Below are 20,165 nucleotides of genomic sequence, written 5' to 3'. Positions count from 1 at the left end.
CGTGATCATCCGATTGCCTCCGAGTAGGGCGGGTGTTTCGCGAGGAGCTCGTCGTGGGTTCCCTCTGCGGCGAGTGCACCGCCCCGCAGAACGAGCACGCGGTCGGCACGGACAAGCAGCTGCGGGTTGGAGCACACGACGACCGTCGCGCGGGCGGCCGTCGCAGACCGCATCCGCTCGCCGATGTGCTGTTCGGTGACGGCGTCGATGGAGCCGGTCGGCTCGTGGAGCACGAGGACCGGGGCGGGTGCCGCGAGGGCCCTGGCGAGCGCGAGGCGCTGACGTTGGCCGCCGGACAGGGTGCGGCCGGCACCGCCAAGCGGAGTGCGGACTCCCTGCGGGAGCTGGTCGAGCACGTCTTCGAATGCCGCCGCGGTGAGGGCGTCGTCGGGGAACCGCGACCAGCTCCCGATGCCGACGACGTTGGCCGCGACGGTGCCGGGCACGGTGTGGGCGGCGTGCGGGGCGGCGGTCACGAGTTCGTGGAGGCGGTTGGCGTCGACTTCGTCGAGGGGCAATCCGTCGACCTTGATGGAGCCCCCGGATGGGTGGATGCGCCCGCCGAGCAGGCTGACGAGCTCGGCCGCGTCGTGAGCTTCTGCGACGACGCCCACGATCTCGCCTCGCTCGACGGTGAACTGCAGCTCCCGGAGGTGCTCGCCCGTGAGCCCGGTGACCGAGAGCGCAGGGGGCGGGGTGGATGCGGGAGCCAGGGTGGCACCGGGAAGCGGACGACCCGCGTCGGGGGCGCCGGCCACCTGCTCGCCGAGTCGCGGCTCCCGCGCGTAGGGGGCCTGCAGCAGCGACAGCACTCGCTTCGAGGAGGCTCCCGCGCGCGCCCAAACGGCGCCGACGTTGACGGCGAGGGCTTCCATGGGACCCATGACGACCTGCACGACGCCGACGACGGTGATGAGCTGGCCGACCGTGATGGTGCCCTGGAAGGCGAGGAAAGCGGCGATGACGCCGATCGCGACGACGAAGATGCCTGTCGCGGTGCTGGAGACGGCGACGAACCATGCTTCCGCGCGGCGTGTGGCGATGGCCGCGACGCGGGCCCGCTCGCTTGCCTGCGCGTAGCCGCGGGACGCTCGCCCGGTCGCGCCGAGAGCCGTCAGCGTGCGGAACCCGGCGATGGCGTTCGCCGCGAGCGACGCTGAGTCGGCGGTGAGACGCTGCTGGTCTTCTGCCCTCGTCCGCAAGTGCCTGCCGAAGCGGTCGAGGAGAAGCAGGAAGGCGGGGCCGCCGAGGATGACGGCGAGCCCGAGCGGCCACGCGATGCTGACGAGCACGGCCCCGGCGGCGATCACGGCTGCCAGCTCGGCCGCGGGATGCACGAAGAGGAGCCCGCCAAACGCGACCCGCTGCACGTCAGAGCCGCCGATGCCAAGCAGTTCGCCGGTGGGCCGCTGCCGGTCGCCGAACCCGCGCGGGTCGAGGGTGCGCTCGCTGACGCGCATCCGCAGGGCGTGGTGGGCGCGCTGGATACCGTGCACGAGGAAGTAGACGCCAGCTCGGTAGGACCAGGCGAGCAGGACGAAGACGCCGACGAGGACGGCGAGCCACACCGCGAGCTGGGGTACGTCACGGTCGACGATGCCGCGGTCGATGACCAGCCCGACGACGACGGGCACGGCGACCTCGCACAGCTGGTGCGACACGAAGAGCGCGGTCGCCGGCGCCAGCCAGCGCTTGACGCTCATCGCCGTCTGCACGATGAGGCGCCGCGGCCCGGTCGTCTGCGCTGCTGTCACGCGGTGGCCTCCTGGCTGTGCGGTGCAGTGAGTTGCTCTCGGACGGTGCCCTCCGACTGCGAGATGCTCCGGATGCGAGGTGCCCAAGATGAGCGAACGCTCCACTGCGCGACGCCCAAGGTGAGGGCGACCTTCCCATTTTTCCCTACATTCGAGAATTTCGCCCCCCTCACGGCCGGTCCGTGCTCCGCGAGGACAGAATGAGCGCATGAACCCGAAGCAATTCGTGATGGCTCGGCTCGCCGAGGGCGCGCTCCCGCCGGCGGTCGAGCTCGCCTACCGCCGGCTGCTCCGCGTCGCCGAAGAGGTCGTCTCCGGCGGTGAGGAGGACGACATCGTCGACTGGTTGCTCGGCGCCGACGAGGAGGAGAAGGCCCTCGAGTACCTGTTCGGTGCTGACCCGGCAAGCGAAGGCGAACGGCTCAGCCTGCAGCTGATCGTGACGCTCGCCGCGACCTGGGAGCCGCATCCGGAATTCGATCCCAAGTGGCGCGGCAAGCTGCCAGGGGAGGGCGCGGCCGGCGACTGACCCGGCTGCGCCGGACATCACGGCGGGAGTCAGCCGAGCGCCAGCCAGCCGCCGAGGTGAGCCGCGACGCTGACGTCGCCAGGGATGACGGTGATCGAGCCATCGGAGCCCTGGGCGGTCCGCCAGCCTGCCTTCGGCCCCCAACGTTCTGCGCGGCGCAACGCACGTTCGGAGCTCACGACGACGTGGGGGCCCAGGCGCACCGTGCCGAGGTCCGAGACGCCGACCTGCGCGACCGCGCACTGCAGTGCAGATTCTCCTATCCCCGACGGCTCGGACTCGGACTCGGGCTCGGGCTCGGACTTGGGCTTGGGCTTGGGCTCGGGCTCGGACTCGGACTCGGACTCGGCCATAGCCTGCCCAGTCTCGCCGAAGTGCACGGCCGCGCTCAGATCGATGCGGACCCGTCCCCGCGGAAGCTGTCCGGTGGCCGGGACCACACGTTGGTCCGGGCCGAAGACCGGATGCACCTCGGCCGGGACCACCACGGTCGCGTGGGGGAGCTGGGCCAACAGGGTGTCGACGCACACGAAGGCCGCGCCCGCGCTCGGCGCGGAATGGAGGACGACGACGACGTCGGTGGCCGCCGTGCGGAGCGCCAGCGGGCGTGAACCGTCGACGCCGATCTTCTGCGCGAGCATGAGCGTCTCGCGGTTCTTCTGCTCTTGTCGGTTCGTGTCCTCGGCGCTCCGACCCGCCCAGTCTGGCCCGTCGTGCCAGGCGACGGCCGACGGCTCGTGGGCCAGCACTGCGCCAGCCAGCCACGCTCGGTGCGACCACTCCCAGTCCTCGCCGCCGTAGCCGAGGAAGTCCTCGTCGAAGCCCGCGGTCTCGGCGAAGAACCAGCGCGTGCACGAGAACACGGCGCCGATGACAAACCGGTACGAGCGGTTGTCGGCCTCCAACAGGTTCCCAGAGTCCCGGTAGGCGGCGGCAAGCCAGGCCGGCTCGGGCAGCTCACGTGCGGGACCCGCCACCTCGACCGGCGCCTGCGCATCCACCCCCGCGAAGTCAGCGTGCTTGCGGTGACCCGCGACGACCGCCTCGGGCAGCACCGACGGGAGTGCCGCCATCCGGGTCACGTACTCGGGCTCCGGCGACGTGTCGGCGTCGAGGAAGCAGAGGATCTCGCCCGTCGCGTTTCGTGCGCCGAGGTTGCGCGCCGCCCCGGCCCGGAAGCCGAGGTTCTCCTGCACGAGCAGCCGGACGCCGGAGGGGACGACCGGCGGCTCGCGTGAGCCGTCGTCGACGACGATGACCTCGAGCAGGTGCGCCGGGTGCGTCTGCCGCGCGAGGGCGGCGAGGGTGCGATCCAACTCCGTCTGCTGCTCGAAGTGGGCGACGATGACGGACACGGACCGGGCGGATGCTGATTCCGTGGCCTCGCGTGAATCCACGAGGTCCCAGCGGTTTCCTGGCACGGAGCGGCCGAACGGCGGTGGACTCGCCGCGTCCCGCGTCACAGCTCGGCCCACCAGCTGAGGTAGGCCCGCGCGATCTCTTCGAGGCTCGGGGAGGTCGACGTGGCTTCGTCGAGCCAGGTCGATTCCGGATGCATGAGCGCCGCCTGCAGCTCCTCGGCGAGGTGTCCCGGGCGCACGAGGTGCATCGTCTCGGGACGGATGGCATCCATCTCACGGAAGTAGTCGGAGTCGACCGTCAATGGCCTGCGCCCGGCCGAGAGCCAGTCGGTGAGCGAACCCGAGGCCGAGACATGCTGGTGGGCGATGATCGGCACGGCGACGGCCCGACTGCGAGCAAGGCGCTCCGCAGTCGACAGGAAGCCCGTGCTCGTGAAATCGACACCGAGCTGCGCCGCGTGCCGCCCGAGGTCGAGCAGCTCCTGCTCGTGGCCTGACGAGGCGCACCCCAGCGCCACGACGCGCGGCCTGCTCTCGACGGGCAGCGCCGCGACGGCCTCGACGACTTCCAGGTGCCCCTTGCCCGGGTAGTAGAAGCCGAGCACGGCGACCTCGTCGCTCGGGCGCCAGTCGGCGGCCCGCGGCTGCGGGGGCTGCGCGGGCAGCGGCACGACGTGCACCGCGACGTGACGGCCGAGGGCGACCTCGAGCAGGCGCTGCTCGTGCGCGCTGTTGCAGACGGTGCCAGCGGCGGCTTGCACGACCCGCCGGTAGCACTCGGTGCGGCGCGGGAAGCCGCGACTGCCGTCGGAGGACTGCGGAACGTCGTGCAGCGTGACGCTCACCGGACCTCGCGCGGCGAGGCGCTCGAAGCGCTCCGCGGCTCGCTCCGGGCTGCTGCCCCAGAGTCGGTCGGTGAAGTGCACGTGGGCGAGCTGCGAGGAGTCGAGCCCGTGCGCGCTGCGGTAGGTGACTTCGACGTCGAGCTTTGCGACGGCCGTCGCAACCGCTCGCGCGTACTGGTCGACGCCGTGGGTCTCGTCGTCTCGGTGCAGCAGCAGGGGAGCGGCGCTCATATCGCCCTCAGTGTGTGCATGGTCGCGCCGTGTCTGGCGAGGCCCGCCGCGACGGCGTCCGGATGCTTCGCGTACCAGTCGAGGTGCGCGGCCCGGATGCGCTCGGTGTCGATGGATTGGCCGTTGACCGTCCACGAGGCGGTTGCCTTGTCGGGGAGCCCCCAGGCATCGATGACCGACTGCTCACGCGGGGCGTGGATGGAGTTCAAGATCTCGCGCTCCAGGGAGAGCTCCATCTCCGGCAGGCCGAGCCCGTCTCGAACCCGGCGCGCCGTCTCGAGCCAGATCGGGTTCCCTGGGTGGTTGATGGTGCGGGCCTGCGCGAACGAGGGGTGGGCGAACAGGTCCGAGACGGACACCGTGCCGTGGTGGTCTTCTCGAGTCCGCAGCTGCGAGACCGACTCGGCGGCGACCGCCAGGACCGCGGCGGGCGACGCGCTGCCGGGCAGCGGGTCGGCACCGGCGGCCTCTGCCAGCGTCCGGAGGTCGTGGTACGGGACAAGTGGCGGCACCAGTGAGGTGTCGGAGGGTGGGCGGACGATCGCCTGGAACGGGTAGAGCCCCGCGAAGCGGATGACGGGGAAGAGCACCGTTCGCGCCCCTGCTCGCAACTGCGCGGTGAGCTGTCTCGTGCCGACGGGCAGCCCGTGGTAGTCGTCACGGATCGGCTGGGAGACGAGGAAGCTCGCCCGTGAGAGCCAGGACTCGAGGTGGGGGAGGTCGCTGGCTTCGAGCTCGTGCACCGGCGGTGTGCGCACGAAACGGACATCGTCGCCGAGGGCCAGGCGGAGCGACTCGGCCTGGCAGTTGCCGATTGCGAGACCGATGGGCCGGTCGTCGGCATCCGGGCTGATGACGGCGGTGGCTGCGGTGGTGGCGTCGCCGTCGGTGGTGGCGTCGGCGCGAGTGTTGGTCTCAGGGTCGCCGCTGGATGCGAAGAACTCCGCGAAGTGCGCGAGGCGTGCGGTGGCGTGCGTCATCGAGGGGAGAGGTCTCCGAACCTGCCGAGGGGAGTGGGGCGGCTCAGCCTAACTCCCTTGCCACCAGCCGCAGCACGGGGTTGAGTTCCGGGTGCTCGAAGTGGTAGCCGGCATCCGTCAGTCGCTCTGGCATGACCCATCGGCTCTTCAGGATGAGCTCCGGCTCGGTGCGCAGGACGGCCATGGCGGGCTCGAGCATCCACCGCCAGGAGGGGATTCCGAAGGGGGCGCGCACAACCCGGCGGATGCCCGCCATGAGCGTGCGGTTGTCGCTCGGGTTCGGGCTGCTGACGTTGACGACCCCGTCGAGGTCGTCGCGCTCGAGGAGGAACCGAACGGACCCGACGACGTCGTCGACGTGCACCCAGCTGAACTTCTGCCGCCCCCGCGTTCGGTACTGCGGAGCACTGCCGTCGCCACTGGGCGTGAGGCCGATGCCCCGGTATCGGCGGTGGTTCGGTGCCCAGCCGTCGATGTTCGGCCCGCCGAGTCCCAAGCGGGCGAGGGTGAACAGCGTGCTGGCGGCGGGCCCGTCGCCGAGCACGATCGCCATGCGGAGCGCGACGCGTCGGGTGCCTGGCAGCTCGCCCTCGAAGAAGACGCGCTCCCAGCTGCGGGCGACGTCGACGGAGAAGCCCTTGCCGAGTTCACCTTCGGCTTCAGTGTTCGGGCGGTCGGTCGCGTGGCGGTAGATGGTGGCGGTGGATGCGTTGAACCAGACCCGGGGAGGGGCGGACACAGCTGCAACGGCTCTCCCGAGCTCGGCGGTCGTCTCGACGCGGGAGCGCAGGATCTCGTTCCGGTTGGCGTTGTTGTAGCGGCAGTTGACGGACTTGCCTGCCAGGTTGATGAGCACGTCGGCGCCGTCGACGGCCCGCTCGATCGCGTCGCGATCGCCCCAGCGCACCGACTCTCGGCGCCCGACGCGGACAACCTCCCAGCCGTCGCCCTCGAAGGCGGCGACGAGCGCACGACCCAAGAACCCACTCGCTCCGGCGATGACAACGCGGGCCCTTCCCGACTGGCCGTGGTCCTGTCCGGAGTGGCTCCGCTCGGCGTGGTCCGCTGTAGCGTCGCCCTGCTTGGCGTGGCTCTGGTGCTCCATGGGGTCGAGTGTAGTACTTTCTGAACATGTTCAGTTTTGAATCTGGTGCTGGTCGCGAAGAGTCGGTCGAGTCAGAAAGGCCGGATGGCCGGGCTGGCGAGCCGTCAGCGTGGCCCACGAAACGTGAGCGCACCAGGGCCCTCATCCGCGACGTCGCGCTCCGTTCCTTCCGCGAGCGCGGGTACGAAGCGACGACGCTCCGTCGCATCGCCGAGGAAGCCGGGGTATCGGTCGGCACCACGAACTACCACTTCGCGACGAAGAACCACCTCGTCCAGGAGCTGTACCTCGACGTGCAGGAGGCGCATGCTGACACCGCCGAGCCGCAGCTGGAAGGGGAACGCGACCTCGTCGACCGCCTCGCCATCGTCTACCGCACGGGGCTCGAGCAGCTCGAGCCGTACCACCCGCACGCCCCGGAATTCCTCGCAGCCTCCGTGTCGCCCCGCTCGCCCATCAACCCACTCTCCGAGGAATCGGCGCCGGCGCTCGCGGTGATCCGGGGGCTCTTCGAACGCGCCGTTGAGGGCGCGAAGTCGCCGCTGCCTGACGAGTTCAGGGCGGGCCTCCCGCAGGTGCTCGTGCTGAGCCACCTGCTGCTGGCGCTCCTGTGGGTCTACGATCCGACGCCCGGCCAGACTCGCACACGGGGCATCCTCGACCGCGCCCTCAACCTGCTGCGCATGACACTTCCGCTCACACGGATCCCCGTCGTGCGCGCACCGCTGCGGGAGCTCCTGGCGCTCGCCGGGTCCATCCGGGCATGAAGCGTGAGGCTGGCCTGACGGGTGAGCTGGGCCTGACGAGCGAGCCGGGCCTGACGGGTGAGCCGGGCCTGACGGGTGAGCCGGGCCTGACGAGCGAGTCGGGCCTGATGGGTGAGGCTGGCAGGACGGGTGAGTCGGGCCTGATGGGTGAGGCTGGCAGGACGGGTGAGCCGGGCCTGATTCGCGACACCAATCGCGGTGATTTGCTGGAACTCTCGGTCTACGAACGGGTTCTCGGCGAGGACATCGCCCGGCTTCATCCGCAGCTGCGTCGGTACTTCGGCGCACTCCCACCCGGTTACGAGGGCCGGGGTCACGGCGTGTACTCGTGGGCCGGGTCCCGACACCGAGCGCTGCGGCCGGTGTTCGCCTGGCTCGCATGGCGTCGCATCCTCTTTCCGGAACGCGGGCGCGACGTGCCGTTCGCGGTGGTCAACACGCCTGCGGGTGCCGGCGCGCTCTCGGCTCGGCGCGAGTTCACCTTCCAGCGGGTCACGCGGGTCATGGAGGACACCATGCGGGTCGTGCGTGGCGCGGACGGATCCGTGCGCCTCGTCGACGCGCTCGGCCGTCGTCGGGGGCTGGAGGTCGAGCTTGAACTCACCGTGCACGATGGAGGCTTGCGGATGCGGTCAACGCGGTTGGCGCTCCGGATGCGCGTGCCGACCGTGCGGATGCGAGTGCCGGCCGTACGGATGCGCGTGCCGACCGTGCGGATGCGAGTGCCGGCAGCGCGGAGCGCCGCACGGGCGCGGGGGAGGGCGGTCGCACCCGGGCTCGGCACGCTTCGTGTGCCGCTGCCGCGCATCGTGACGATGACGCTCGACGAGCGCGCGCATCCCGACGGCGATGGCCGCCAGTGCGTGGACGTTCGGCTGCGGGCGCCCCTGCTCGGAGACGTGTTCCGCTACGTCGGCGAGTTCGACTACGCCATCGTGCCTCGCTCGTCGCCGTTCGAGGCCGTTCGAGGCCGTCCGAGGCCGTCCGAGCAGCAGCGACCGGCCGATTCCCGGGCGTGGGCGCGTAGTCTCGCGCCGGATGAGCAAGCCACCACGAAGCCAGCCAGCACGACGCCAGCCACCACTGAGCAAGCCACCACGAAGCCAGCCAGCACGAAACCAGCCAGCACGACGCCAGCTACCACCGGGAGGTCCTATGCGCACGACTGTCAATATTCCAGAGGTCGCCATCGACGGCCGAGTCGCGCGGACGATCGCCATTCTCGGCGCGGGTGGTGATCTGACCGAGCGCTTCCTGCTCCCAGGGATCGCGCGCGTCGTCGACGCGAGCCCGGAGGTCGAAGTGCACGTCATCGGCGCGGCCCGCACGGCGCAGTCGCGGGACGAATGGCGGGGTGTCGTCGAACGGAGCCTCGAGGGCGCTGGCGTCTCACAGGCGACGATCGACGGCCTCGTGTCGAGGTCCGAGTTCGTGCAGACCGATGCATCTTCGGCCGACGAGCTGCGCGAGCTCCTCGAGGAGTGCCCGAGCTCGCCCCTGCTCTACATCGCCCTGCCGCCCGCGATGGGCCGCAAAGTGGCGGCCGCTCTTGCCGAGCTGGAGCTCCCCGATGACCTGAGGATCGCCATCGAGAAGCCATTCGGCGAGAACGAGGCTGACGCGCGGGAACTCAACAGGGCCCTTGCCGAGGTGATTCCTGAGGAGCGTCTCTGGCGGATCGACCACTTCCTGGGAACGCCGACCGCTGTGGAGCTGATCCGGTCGCGCGAACTCATCGAGCAGAGTGGCGTCGTCCGCCCGCACGCTGCCGGCGAGCATGGTGGTGCCGGTCCGGGACCGCACGCCGGTCCAGGTCGCGTCGAGATCATCTTCGAAGAGGAGCTGGGCATCGAGGGGCGCGGCGCCTTCTACGACGAGACCGGCGCGCTCCGGGACATGCTGCAGAGCCACCTCCTGCTCATCCTCGCGCTCGCGGCGATGGAGCACCCCGGTGAGCACGCCGGGGCCGTCGGCGATGCGGTGGCCGAGGTGCTGCGGGCCGTCAAGGTGTGGGACGACAGCCCGGTCTCGGCTCGCCGGGCCCGGTACACGGCCGGTGAGGTCGGAGGCAAACGGCTCCCGGCCTACGTCGACGAGGAGGACGTGGACGTCGCCCGGAACACGGAGACGCTCGCGGAGATAACGCTACGGGTGGACACTCCGAGGTGGCGTGACGTGCCGTTTGTGTTGCGTTCCGCGAAGGGCATCGGCGGTGCTCGACAGGAGATGATCCTGACGCCGGGCGACGATGGGACGCCGCCGACGCGCATCCAGCTCCGTGCCCCCGCGGGTGACAACAGCGCAGACCCGTACGCGAGGGTCATCGCCGGAATGCTGGCCGGCAACACGCTCCTGTCGGTGCGCGGTGACGTCGCCGAGGAGCTCTGGCGCATCGTGACGCCGGTGCTCGACGCGTGGGAGCAGGACACGAAGGGCGACACGAAGGGCCTTGACGAATACGCGGCGGGAACGCGGGGGTCCGAGGTCTAGTTCGTGTCTGGCAATGTCTCGCCTACCCCGCCCGCGTTCGACCGGAAGCGGACGGGGCGGCAACAGCTGCTGCTGTTGCCGCCCCGCTCGAGACCGCACGGTGCTGGTGCTGCTACTTGCGCAGGCCCTCGAAGAGCGACTTGTAGGTGAAGCCCGCGATGAGCGCTCCGACGATGGGGGCGAGTATGAAGACCCACACCTGCGAGAGCGGTACCGAGCCGCCGAAGACGGCCGTCGCGATGGAACGGGCCGGGTTGAGCGACGCGTTCGACACGGGGATCGTCATGAGGTGGAAGAGCGTGAGCGCGAGGCCGATCGCGAGGGGAGCGAAGCCGCTCGGCGCGCGACGGTCGGTGACGCCGAGGATGACGTAGAGGAAGAGCGCGGTTGCGACGATCTCCGTCACGATGACCGCGACGAGTCCGAAGCCGCCGGGAGACGCCTCGCCGTATCCGTTCGATGCGAAGCCGCCCTCCTGAGCCGCCGCGAGGAAGCCGTCTGGGCCGTTGGAGGCGATGAGGAAGACGAAGGTCGTGGCGAGGATGCCGCCGAGGATCTGAGCGACGACGTACAGCGGCACGTCCTTCCACGCGAAGCGGCCGGCCGCGGCCGCTCCGATCGTGACGGCGGGGTTGAAGTGGCCGCCGGAGATGTGGCCGACGGCGTACGCGCCGGCGATCACGGTGATGCCGACCGCGAGCGAGACGCCGACCCAGCCGATGCCGGTGTCGGCGACGCCGTTGGCTGCGGCGAAGATGGCGGCGCTGATGACGCCGAACACGAGGAGGAAGGTGCCGAAGAACTCGGCGGCGAGACGGCTCGTCGTCGACGGATCGGATTCGATCGCGACGTCGGCGATTGCAACATCGGTGGTCATGAATGCTCCTAGGAGGGTGGGCGTACGGGAAATGCGAATTCTCGTCGCGCTGTGACTTCGGGAACGAGGATGCTCGTCCCACGACCCAGGGCTCGCCTGGGGGATCGGTCCCCCTGAATCGACTCTGAAGTGTACGACGAAACCGACCGAGTGGTTGTTTCGGTGCAGTTCGTTTCGTCGCGTGTCGTCGGCGCCTCGAAACGACATTCGCCGGGTCCCCGTTGCCGTGAGGCAAGGGAACCCGGCGATGCCGTCATTGCCAGGATCTAGTCAGCGAGTGTGAGGTTGTAGGTGCGCTCGCTGCCGATGAACCAGAGGTCCTCGGTGCCGATCGCGTGCTCTCCGTAGCGCCACGGGATCTCGGCGGCGCCGTACGAGCCGACGGCGAGCTCGTGCGTGTAGCCGGGGCGGAGCTCATTGGCAAACGATTCCTGCTTGCCCATGAGGTGGCCGACGTTGCGCTTCCGGTACTCGGTGTTGAAATCGACCTCGGGGCCGAGCAGCCCGATCTCGATCATGCGCGGCAGGACCGCCTCAAGGTAGTCGAGCGTGCTGGCGTGGACGTCCTCGCAGATGACTCCTGGCCGCAGGGTCGCGATGATGCCCTCACGGACCGCCTTCGTGAGAATCTCGTACGCCTCCTTGCCCTCTTCGCTACGAAGCACGGAGCGAGCCATGTCGGACGTGGCGACGGTCACGCCGTCGATCGTGATCTTGACCCCGGCGTCGAGCTGGATGCACTTCGTCTCGGAGTTGAGGGGGAAGTCGACGGGAGGCCCAGGGAAGAGCATTCGGCTCGAGGAGTGCAGGTTCGTGAAGTACGGCTCGATGGCGAAGGGGATACCGTTGTCGCGTCGGAAGGCGTCCAGCGCGCCCAGGTACACGGCGTACATTTCGCGCTCGTTGGTGTCGATTCCTGCGTCGAGCTGCTCGTGAGCCCAGGCGACGGCCGCCTCGATCGCCGTGACGCTCGCGCGTGCGGCGATGACGTGGAAGGCGAGGTCTTCGTGGTCGCGCACATCGCGCCAGGATCCGAGGGGGCGAGACGCCGAGGTGAGGGTGATCCCTCGTTCCGTGAGCGCGAGCGCGAGCGCCGTCGTCTCCCACTGCTCTTCGAAGGCCAGATGCGCGGCGCCAGCGAAGTGGTGGATGGCGTCGGCCGCCGAGTCGAAGCTGCCGAGTGGCGTGCCCGCGACTCCGCGGTTGGAGGCTTCCGCGATCACCAGGACACGATTGCCTTCGGCGAGCCAGAGTGCGATCTCGCTGGACTGGGCACGGGTGCCGGTGGATTCGCTGAAGTTGGGTGGGGAAGAGAGGAGCGCGGCGGTGACCCCGAGCTCCTCACCGAGGCCGGTGAGTCCGTCGAATCGGCTGTCGGCGTCGGCCCCCAGGTCGGCTTCGAGCCCTGCGAGGTGGGGCACGTCGGCGATGAGTCTGGTGGCGACGGCGACGCCCTGCGCGCGCCACTGCGCGAACCGGGTCTTCACGAGGTCCTGGTCTACTTCGTAGACGGTGACGGCGGGCGCCGTCGAGGGCGTGACGGTCACGGCGACTTCGCCGGTGAGGGCGAGGTAGTGCACGTACGGGGCGTTGGAATCGAGCTCAATGCCGTCATCGCCCGAGAGCTCCTTCACGAGTGCGGGGAGCGACGGCGAGGCCGGCCAATCCTCGACGATGCGCGCGTCGATCGTCACCCACGGTTCGTAGAAGCGGATGCTCTCGGCAGGGACACCGGCGGAGAGCACGTTGCCCTGCTCCTGCTGGCGAACGAGCAGGATGTCCTTCTCGCCTCCCTCCACGATGAGGGGCGTGACAAACGGGTGGGAGTCGAGCCGGATGGCGCTGAAGAGGAGGCTGTCCTGGGGGCGGAAGCCGTAGCGCTCTTCAACAGTCTTTGCGTTGCTCAGGATACGGAGCATGGGAGTCCTTCCTTTCGGGGGAAGTTGGGGCCCTTTCGGGGGAGTTGGGTCTGAAGTGGTGCGAAGGTCAGCTGATGGCGCCGGAGACGCCGATGAGGGATTCGACCTCGGAGACGTACTCGGCAAACGCCTCGGAGTAGCGGTGCTCCTTGGTGCGCGGCCGCGGGAGATCGATGCGGATGTCGGCGATGATCCGGCCGGGCCGGTCGCCTACGACAACAACTCGGTCACCCAGCCAGACGGCTTCCGGGATGCTGTGCGTCACGAAGAGCACGCTGCGCTTCGTCTCCTGCCAGATCCGCTGCAACTCGATGTTCATGCTGTCGCGGGTCATCGCATCCAGTGCGCCGAACGGTTCGTCCATGAGCAGGATCTCGGGGTGGGAGACAAGTGCGCGGCAGATGGCCACGCGCTGCTGCATGCCACCGCTAAGCTCCGAGGAGTACTTCTTCGCCTTGTCTCCGAGGCCAACAAGCTCGAGGAGCTCGAGCGCATGAGCCTTGGCCTCTTTGGTCGCCTTCTTGCGGAACTCCATAGGCAGCATGACGTTGTCGAGGTTGTTCCGCCAGGGGAGGAGCACCGGGCTCTGGAACACCATGGCGATGTCGCGGAGCGCGTCGCTGACGTCCTTCCCGCGGACGAGGACTTCGCCTTCGGTGTTGGAGACGAGGCCGGAGATGATCTTCAGGAGCGTCGTCTTGCCGCCGCCCGACTGTCCGACGATCGAGACGAATTCGCCGGGGGCGACATCGAACTCGCAGCCCTTGAGGACGGTGTTGCTGACTCCGTCGCGGGACTCGTAGGTCATGCCGACGTTCTTGACACTGATGACTGGTGCTTGCGTCATGGTCTTCTCCAGATTCCGGTCGGGTTACTCGGCGCGCGGCGAGGTGATGACCTCGTCGACGGCGATCGGGGTGATGAACTCGTTCGTGTAGACGTCAGCTGGGCTCAGCGAGTCGGGGTCGGCGAGACCGAGGTAGGTGCCAGCCAGATCGATGAACTTCTGCACGCCCTCGTCGCTCATGGATCCGAAGCCGAGTTCCTCGTTTTCAGGGGTCCAGGTGACGCTGCACTGGGCTTCGATGGCGGCTTCCACGGTGGCCTGCTCGAAGCCGGGGACCTGCTCCATGAAGTCGGCCGCAGCGAGCGACGGGTTCTGGCATGACCAGATGAGACCGCGGGAGAGGGCGGTGTTGAAGCTCGTCACGAGCTCGGGGTCGTTCGCGAGTGTCTCGTCGGAGGCGACGATGCCGTTGCCGTAGTAGCTGACGCCCACGTCGGCCCACTTGAGGACCACGGGGTCGATGCCCTGGCCGATGAGCACCGGCTGGTCTGAGACGAAGAGCGAGATGTTGGCGTCCCACTGCTTGGCGAGGAGGCCGGGGATCTTGGACTCGCCGGTGGCGGCCACGATCTCGACATCGCCTTCGCTGAGGCCCGCGGCCTCGACGACGGCTGGCCACATCTTGGCGGGGGCTCCGGCGGCTTCTGTCGCGACAGTCTTGCCCTTGAGGTCGTCCCAGTCCTCGATGCCACTGTCGGGGAGAGCGATGGTCGCGTAGGCGCTCTGGCCCTGGACCAGGTTCACCTGCTTGACCTTGGCGCCCTCGCCCTGGTTCAGGATCGTGACGCCGTAGTCGGCCCAGCCGAAGTCGACGCGTCCAGTGTCGACCGAGGTGACGGTGTTTCCCGACCCGGAACCGGCCATGATCTCGAGGTCGATCCCCGCCTCCTCGAAGAATCCTTCAGACACTGCGGCGTAGAAGGGGGCGTGCTTGGGGAGCGCGGCCACGTCGAGCATCAGGGTGACGTCCTGGCCGGTTGATGCGCCGGCCCCCGAGCATCCGCTCAGGACGAGTGCGGTGGATGCGAGGGCGGCGCCTGCGAGGAGTGTGCGCCGAGTGCGTGTGGTGGTCATGATGGCCTCAAATCGTTTCTGCCTTGCGGCATGGGAGTGTGCGACGGCGGTGTCGTGCCTGCCGTGCCTGCTTGGCGAGTTGTGGATGGGTGGGAGAGGGGAGTCTGTGACGGGGGAGCGGTTACTTGAGGTTGCTGCGCCACGGCAGCAGCTTCACGGAGAGCAGATTGATGAGGTAGAAGAGGACAAGCGAGATGGCGGCGAGCACCATGAAGGCCGCGAACATCGAGGCCAGGTCCACTTGGCTGTTCGCCAGGAGGATGACGTAGCCGAGGCCTGCGGAGCCCGCGATGAACTCGCCGACGACGGCGCCACCAACTGCGAGCGAGATCGAGATCTTCGCGCCGGTGAAGATCGAGGGCAGTGCGTAGATGAACTCGATCTTGGTGGCCTGCATCCATTTGCTCGCCTTGTTGATGTGGGCGAGCTCCTTGAGTTCGTGGGGCACTGAAGCCAAGCCGTCGAAGGTGTTGATGACAAGCGGGAAGAAGGCGATCGCCATCGCGACGAAGGCCTTCGACTCGAAGCCGAAGCCGAACCAGACGATGAAGAGCGGCGCGAGCGCGACCTTGGGGATCGTGTCGATGGCGATGAGCGTGGGGTAGAGGAAATGCCTCATCGCGGGGATGTAGTAGAGGATCGCGCCGCACACGACGCCGAGTGCGGTGCCGAGAGCGAAGCCGGCGAGGGCCTCCTGAAGCGTAATGAAGGCGTTCGAGAGGAAGTACTCGGGGCGGGCCGCCAATTCGGCGAAGGCCGACAGCGGGCCGACGAGGAGGTAAGACGGCAGCTGGAAGACGAGGACGACGACTTCCCAGATCGCGAGCACTCCCAGGAGCCCGACGACCGCCTTGAGAGCGTTGCTGACGCCGACGGGAAGTCGACGTCGTGTGGCGCGAGGTGAAGACGTGTCGCGCGGTGGCTGTGGGCCCGCTGCCGCGATGGCGGCGGTGCTCGGCGCCTGGTTCCAGTCTTTGACGGCCTGGTTCATGGCTGCTCCAATTCGATTGCGGTGCGATTGGGGAAGGGGGACTTCCTGCGTGGCATGTGATCGGCTGACCTCGCCGGTGAGGTGCCTGATGTGTTGACTCAGTATTGGAGCCGTCGTCGATGCCTGTCTAACACCCACTGGGCATGGAATCTTGCCGTAAGGGTATCGATTTACATTCGCCCTCGGAGCTCTACGTCATGCAGGCAAGGTATTGACTGGGTCCGAGGTGGTCTTGGACTTGGCGGCGGCGCGCGACGTAGCGTGCCCGGTAATCGGTCCGTAACGAGAACGTAATCACACGAGGAGAGGAATCGACGAGATGACCACAGAAGACGGTGCGGCGTTTGCTCGCGAGGTACAGGAGAGGCTCGCTGGGATGGGGGTGGAGCTCCCCAAGCCCGCCGACGCGTCCTACACCTATGACACGGTTGTGGTGTGGGGCGATATCGCCTTCGTCTCCGGGCAGATCCCGAAGCTGGACGGGGCCGTCGCGTTCCAGGGTGTTGTCGGCGACGGCCCTACGATCGACGACGGAATCGCGGCCGCGCAGCTCTGCGCCGCGAACGCGATCGCGCAACTGGATCGGGCCGTTGGGCTCGAACGGGTGGCCAGGGTGCTTAAGTTGAACGGCTACGTGGCGAGCGCGCCGGGCTTCGTGCAGCATCCGAGCGTCATCGAGGGGGCGTCGAAGTTCCTTGTCGCGGCGCTCGGAGAAGCGGGCCGCCATGCGCGCACGGCGCTCGGCGTGCCGAGGCTGCCGGCGGACGCGCTGGTGGAGATCGAACTCGTGGTCGGGCTCCGCCCAGCCGCCTAGCTTGGACGGCTGCCTCGTTCGCGCGGGGAGTGGTAGGTTTTCGGCATCTCCTACTCACTTGATCAGGTACGCGCCTTCATCGCTGTGGCGGAAGAGCTCCATTTCGGTCGCGCCGCGGACAGGCTCCGCATGACGCAGCCGCCGCTGAGCCGCCAGATTCAGCGCCTCGAGGCGACCATCGGCGTGCAGCTCTTCGCGAGAAGCAATCGGCGCGTCGAACTCACGGATGCCGGCGAGGCCTTCCTCGCTGAGGCCCGCCGGCTGATTGCCGTGGCGGATGGGGCGCCCGAGATCGCCAGGACCGTCGCGGCAGGATCAAGCGGCGTCTTGCGGTTGGGAATCACGGCGTCGAGCTCATTTGTGCTGCTCGGCGCCGTGATTAACCGCCTCGAGGAGGTCCTGCCCGACGTCAGCGTCGACCTCCGTGAGATGGTCACGCGCGACCAGCTGGCGGCGCTCGCCAAGGGGGAGATCGACCTCGCGCTGGCGCGGCCACCAGTGGACCCGGCCGTCTACTCCTCGAAGCTCCTGGTTCGTGAGGGGCTCGTGGTCGCTGTGCCCGCGCAGCATCCGCTCGCCCGACGCAATCGACCACTGACGGTCGACGATCTCGCGAACGAAGACCTCATCATGCACGACCCCGTGAACGCTCGCTACTTCTACGACATCGTCGTGCGCATGCTGCCGGTCTCGCGCTGGAAGTACACCCACACGGTGAGCCAGATCCTCTCTCTGGTCGGCCTCGTGGCCGCCGGCCGCGGAATCGCCATCGTGCCGGAGTCGGCCTCGATGCTTGGCTTCAGTCAGGTGAGTTTCAAGCCCATCCTGACGCACGACCCGTACCCCGTTGAGCTCCACGCCATCTGGCGTCGTGACGAGCACCGGGCGCTTATTCACCGTGCCCTCGCGGCGTTGGAAGCCTCCAGTCTCTTCCCCGAGTAGTCGATACCTCTACGGCATCTGATCATGTCCGAATGCACTTGGACAGGCATCAATGGCGTTGCCTAGCCTTTCGTTACCGAGTCGCGGCGTCGGCGCAGTTCCGCCGCGGACCTACGAAAGGCAACACCGTGTCAGCACTGCACCCAACAGATCTCGCCGCCACACTCAAGGGCGGCCTGCTCACCTTCCCGGTGACGCACTTCACCGAAGCTCTTCAGGTCGACGAAGACCGCTACCGTCAGCACCTCGACTGGCAGTCGGGGTTCTCCTTGGCTGGGCTGTTCGTCGCCGGTGGGACGGGCGAGGGGTTCTCGCTCACGACTGAAGAGGTCCGTCGCGTCGTCTCCGTCGCGGTCGACGAGGTCGGCGGCCGCCTGCCGATCGTGGCGCCAGCGACCGGCGCCACTGCGGTGGCGACGCAGCAGGCGGCCGACGCTGAAGTGCAGGGCGCCGACGGAATCCTGCTGCTGCCCCCGTACTTGACTGAGGGGTCGCAGGCGGGTCTCGTCGCCCACGTTGAGGCTGTGTGCCGCGCCACATCTCTCGGTGTGATCGTCTACAACCGTGCCAACGCCATCCTCTCCGCCGAGTCGGTTGAAATCCTGGCCGAGCGGAACCCGAACTTCGTCGGCTTCAAGGACGGCATCGGCGACATCGAGGCCATGGCCCGCATCTACGCCCGCCTCGGTGATCGCCTCATGTACATCGGCGGGCTCCCGACCGCCGAGACCTTCGCGCTCCCGCTCCTCCAGCTCGGCTTCAACACCTACTCGTCTGCGCTCTGCAACTTCCTCCCGGAGTTCGCGCTCGACTTCCACCGTGATGTGCTCGCGAATGACCGCAAGACGGTCTACGAGAAGCTCAACGAGTTCGTCATCCCCTACCTCGACATCCGAGACCGGGAGAAAGGCTACGGCGTCTCGATCGTCAAGGCCGGGCTTGACGCTGTCGGCCGAGACGGCGGCACTGTCCGTCCACCGCTGCAGCGCCTGACGCAGGTTGACGCAGACGACCTGCAAGCGCTGGTCGACCGCACGTCGGCACTCACGGGGGTCTCAACCGCGGCGCTCAGCGGAGCGACAGCGTGACGGGCGGCCCCGACCTGACCGTCGTCGACGCAGCCTCGGCACCGGCGGCTGACGCGGCCAGGGTGGATGCAGATGCGGTTGTGGATCAGCTTGTTGATCGTGCCGCTCGAGCATCCCGTGTCTGGGGTGCAACCTCGGCGGCCGGCCGAGCCACCGCTCTCCGCCTCGTTGCCGACGCCCTCGACGATTCCGCAGGGAGCCTGATTTCGATCGCCATGCGAGAGACGAACCTCCTCGAGGGGCGTTTGAAGGGCGAGCTGGCACGCACGACGTTCCAGCTTAGGTTCTTCGCTGATGAGCTTGAGGCTGGCCAGCTCTCGCAGGCGACCATCGACCACGCCGACGTGAACTGGCCGATGGGGGCCCCGCGCCCGGACCTGAGGCGGCACCTCGTCGCCGTCGGTCCTGCCCTGGTCTTCGCCGCGAGCAACTTCCCCTTCGCGTTCAGCGTCGCTGGCGGAGACACCGCATCGGCTCTCGCGGCGGGGTGCCCCGTCATCGTCAAGGCGCACTCTGGCCATGTCGAGCTCTCGGTCGCGACTGCAGCTGTCGTCACGACTGCGCTGCGCGCGGTAGGCGCCCCCGAAGGCACATTTGCCCTCGTGACCGGAACCGAGAACGGACGCAGGGCTCTTCTGCATCCCGCGCTGAAGGCCGCCTCATTCACTGGCTCGATCGCGGGCGGCCGGGCCCTCTTCGACCTCGCTGCATCGCGTGAAGAGCCGATTCCCTTCTTCGGTGAGCTCGGAAGCGTCAACCCGGTGTTCGTGACGCGCGCCGCAGCCGACACGCGGGCGACCGAGATCGCGGCGGGGTTCCTTGCTGCCGTCGCCGGCAGCTCAGGCCAGCTGTGCACCAAGCCGGGCGTCCTGGTTGTACCCGCGGGCAGCCCGTTGCTGGCCGAACTCCAGGAGATCCAGCAGCTCGAGACGCACAGGCTTCTGAACGCTCGAATCGAGTCCGGGTTCGAGCGGTCTCTCGAATGGCTGCACGGCAACCCCAAGCTGACGACGCTCGCCCACGCCGACGGGACCCCGGCTGGTGCTCGCGGGCTCTCGCTGTACAGCACCGACGCCAACACCTTCCTCGAGCATGCTGCGGAGCTGGCTGAGGAGCACTTCGGTCCGGCCGCAGTTGTTGTCACGTACAACGACGAGGTCGACCAGGTGCGCATTCTCCGCGAATTCGCTGGACAGCTCACGGTCAGCGTCTTCGGTGAGGAAGCGGATACGGCGATCGAGAGCGTGCGCGAGCTCGTGCAGCTCGCACAGGAGAAAGCCGGCCGCGTTCTCTGGAACCAGTGGTCGACGGGCGTCTCCGTGACCTACGCACAGCAGCACGGTGGACCGTACCCGGCGACAACGGCACCCGCAACCACGTCGGTCGGGGCGGCTGCAGTCTTCCGGTTCCTGAGGCCGGTTGCTTACCAGGGGTTCCCCGAAGCTCTGCTTCCCGATGGTCTCAAGGAAGCGAATCCGCTCGGCATCCCGCGTCGCGTCGACGGTGCAGTTGGTGTCACGCGCTGATCGGTAGTCGGTGCCCTCGCTTGAT

Annotated in this window: 18 protein-coding genes; 8 read left to right on the top strand and 10 right to left on the bottom strand. The window is 68.4% G+C overall.

Annotated features, from left to right (window positions below; genetic code table 11):
- Nucleotides 1-5: 5 nt before the first annotated feature.
- On the bottom strand, nucleotides 6-1,754 hold the full coding sequence (locus C5B85_RS08550) for an ABC transporter ATP-binding protein (protein WP_181064348.1): 1,749 nt from the start codon (nucleotides 1,752-1,754) through the stop codon (nucleotides 6-8).
- 208 nt (nucleotides 1,755-1,962) lie between these two features.
- Between C5B85_RS08550 and C5B85_RS08545 the strand changes: the two genes are divergently transcribed.
- Nucleotides 1,963-2,283: a hypothetical protein gene (locus C5B85_RS08545; protein WP_104285608.1), complete on the top strand. Its 321-nt coding sequence runs from the start codon at nucleotides 1,963-1,965 to the stop codon at nucleotides 2,281-2,283.
- A gap of 29 nt (nucleotides 2,284-2,312) precedes the next feature.
- On the opposite strand, the gene C5B85_RS08540 is transcribed toward C5B85_RS08545, so the two are convergent.
- Genes C5B85_RS08540 through C5B85_RS08525 form a run of 4 tightly spaced genes read right to left on the bottom strand, consistent with a single transcriptional unit; the run spans nucleotide 2,313 to nucleotide 6,805 of the window.
- Nucleotides 2,313-3,704, bottom strand: coding sequence for a glycosyltransferase family 2 protein (locus C5B85_RS08540; protein WP_219819377.1), 1,392 nt, complete (start codon nucleotides 3,702-3,704; stop codon nucleotides 2,313-2,315).
- A gap of 38 nt (nucleotides 3,705-3,742) precedes the next feature.
- Nucleotides 3,743-4,720 carry a hypothetical protein gene (locus C5B85_RS08535; RefSeq protein ID WP_104285607.1) on the bottom strand — a complete coding sequence of 326 codons (978 nt, stop codon included), beginning with the start codon at nucleotides 4,718-4,720 and terminating at the stop codon, nucleotides 3,743-3,745.
- A complete protein-coding gene (locus C5B85_RS08530; RefSeq protein WP_104285606.1) occupies nucleotides 4,717-5,700 on the bottom strand; it encodes a WcbI family polysaccharide biosynthesis putative acetyltransferase in 984 nt (327 codons plus the stop codon). The genes C5B85_RS08535 and C5B85_RS08530 overlap by 4 nt, the downstream gene beginning before the upstream one ends.
- Before the next feature lie 43 nt (nucleotides 5,701-5,743).
- Nucleotides 5,744-6,805 carry an epimerase gene (locus C5B85_RS08525; RefSeq protein WP_104285605.1) on the bottom strand — a complete coding sequence of 354 codons (1,062 nt, stop codon included), beginning with the start codon at nucleotides 6,803-6,805 and terminating at the stop codon, nucleotides 5,744-5,746.
- A gap of 26 nt (nucleotides 6,806-6,831) precedes the next feature.
- Between C5B85_RS08525 and C5B85_RS08520 the strand changes: the two genes are divergently transcribed.
- The 3 genes from C5B85_RS08520 to C5B85_RS08510 are packed head-to-tail and all read left to right on the top strand — an operon-like array spanning nucleotide 6,832 to nucleotide 10,062.
- Nucleotides 6,832-7,572 carry a TetR/AcrR family transcriptional regulator gene (locus C5B85_RS08520; RefSeq protein ID WP_104285604.1) on the top strand — a complete coding sequence of 247 codons (741 nt, stop codon included), beginning with the start codon at nucleotides 6,832-6,834 and terminating at the stop codon, nucleotides 7,570-7,572.
- Nucleotides 7,569-8,810, top strand: coding sequence for a DUF4166 domain-containing protein (locus tag C5B85_RS08515; RefSeq protein ID WP_104285603.1), 1,242 nt, complete (start codon nucleotides 7,569-7,571; stop codon nucleotides 8,808-8,810). Before C5B85_RS08520 ends, C5B85_RS08515 begins: the two co-directional genes overlap by 4 nt.
- Nucleotides 8,728-10,062, top strand: a complete 1,335-nt coding sequence (locus tag C5B85_RS08510) for a glucose-6-phosphate dehydrogenase (RefSeq protein ID WP_181064347.1) — start codon at nucleotides 8,728-8,730, stop codon at nucleotides 10,060-10,062. Before C5B85_RS08515 ends, C5B85_RS08510 begins: the two co-directional genes overlap by 83 nt.
- Nucleotides 10,063-10,174: 112 nt before the next feature.
- Here C5B85_RS08510 and aqpZ read toward each other — a convergent pair whose 3' ends face one another.
- The 5 genes from aqpZ to C5B85_RS08485 form a co-directional block, all read right to left on the bottom strand.
- Nucleotides 10,175-10,939 carry an aquaporin Z gene (aqpZ, locus tag C5B85_RS08505; RefSeq protein WP_104285601.1) on the bottom strand — a complete coding sequence of 255 codons (765 nt, stop codon included), beginning with the start codon at nucleotides 10,937-10,939 and terminating at the stop codon, nucleotides 10,175-10,177.
- A 266-nt stretch (nucleotides 10,940-11,205) separates the two neighbouring features.
- Nucleotides 11,206-12,858 carry a M24 family metallopeptidase gene (locus C5B85_RS08500; RefSeq protein WP_104285600.1) on the bottom strand — a complete coding sequence of 551 codons (1,653 nt, stop codon included), beginning with the start codon at nucleotides 12,856-12,858 and terminating at the stop codon, nucleotides 11,206-11,208.
- A 67-nt stretch (nucleotides 12,859-12,925) separates the two neighbouring features.
- The gene (locus tag C5B85_RS08495) at nucleotides 12,926-13,705 is read right to left on the bottom strand and encodes an ABC transporter ATP-binding protein (protein ID WP_104285599.1); all 780 of its coding nucleotides are present in this window, start codon (nucleotides 13,703-13,705) and stop codon (nucleotides 12,926-12,928) included.
- 24 nt (nucleotides 13,706-13,729) lie between these two features.
- Nucleotides 13,730-14,779, bottom strand: coding sequence for an ABC transporter substrate-binding protein (locus C5B85_RS08490; RefSeq protein ID WP_104285598.1), 1,050 nt, complete (start codon nucleotides 14,777-14,779; stop codon nucleotides 13,730-13,732).
- Nucleotides 14,780-14,900: 121 nt separating this feature from the next.
- Nucleotides 14,901-15,770 (bottom strand): ABC transporter permease, encoded by an 870-nt coding sequence (locus tag C5B85_RS08485; protein ID WP_104285597.1) that lies wholly within the window; start codon nucleotides 15,768-15,770, stop codon nucleotides 14,901-14,903.
- A gap of 319 nt (nucleotides 15,771-16,089) precedes the next feature.
- Here C5B85_RS08485 and C5B85_RS08480 point away from each other — a divergent pair, with 319 nt between their 5' ends.
- The 4 genes from C5B85_RS08480 to C5B85_RS08465 all read left to right on the top strand — a co-directional run bounded on the left by C5B85_RS08480 (nucleotide 16,090) and on the right by C5B85_RS08465 (nucleotide 20,140).
- A complete protein-coding gene (locus C5B85_RS08480) occupies nucleotides 16,090-16,584 on the top strand; it encodes a RidA family protein (protein ID WP_104285596.1) in 495 nt (164 codons plus the stop codon).
- Between the two features lie 45 nt (nucleotides 16,585-16,629).
- Nucleotides 16,630-17,526, top strand: a complete 897-nt coding sequence (locus tag C5B85_RS08475; RefSeq protein ID WP_104285595.1) for a LysR family transcriptional regulator — start codon at nucleotides 16,630-16,632, stop codon at nucleotides 17,524-17,526.
- A 128-nt stretch (nucleotides 17,527-17,654) separates the two neighbouring features.
- The gene (gene kdgD / locus C5B85_RS08470; protein ID WP_104285594.1) at nucleotides 17,655-18,614 is read left to right on the top strand and encodes a 5-dehydro-4-deoxyglucarate dehydratase; all 960 of its coding nucleotides are present in this window, start codon (nucleotides 17,655-17,657) and stop codon (nucleotides 18,612-18,614) included.
- Nucleotides 18,611-20,140 carry an aldehyde dehydrogenase (NADP(+)) gene (locus C5B85_RS08465; protein ID WP_258070677.1) on the top strand — a complete coding sequence of 510 codons (1,530 nt, stop codon included), beginning with the start codon at nucleotides 18,611-18,613 and terminating at the stop codon, nucleotides 20,138-20,140. The genes kdgD and C5B85_RS08465 overlap by 4 nt, the downstream gene beginning before the upstream one ends.
- The last annotated feature ends 25 nt before the right edge of the window (nucleotides 20,141-20,165 follow it).

Origin of the sequence: Pseudoclavibacter sp. AY1F1 (genome assembly GCF_002931075.1) — a bacterium.
Classification (GTDB): Bacteria; Actinomycetota; Actinomycetes; order Actinomycetales; family Microbacteriaceae; genus Pseudoclavibacter.
The sequence above is the reverse complement of the archived record's forward strand: the minus strand, read 5'-3'. Positions and strand labels throughout refer to the sequence as shown.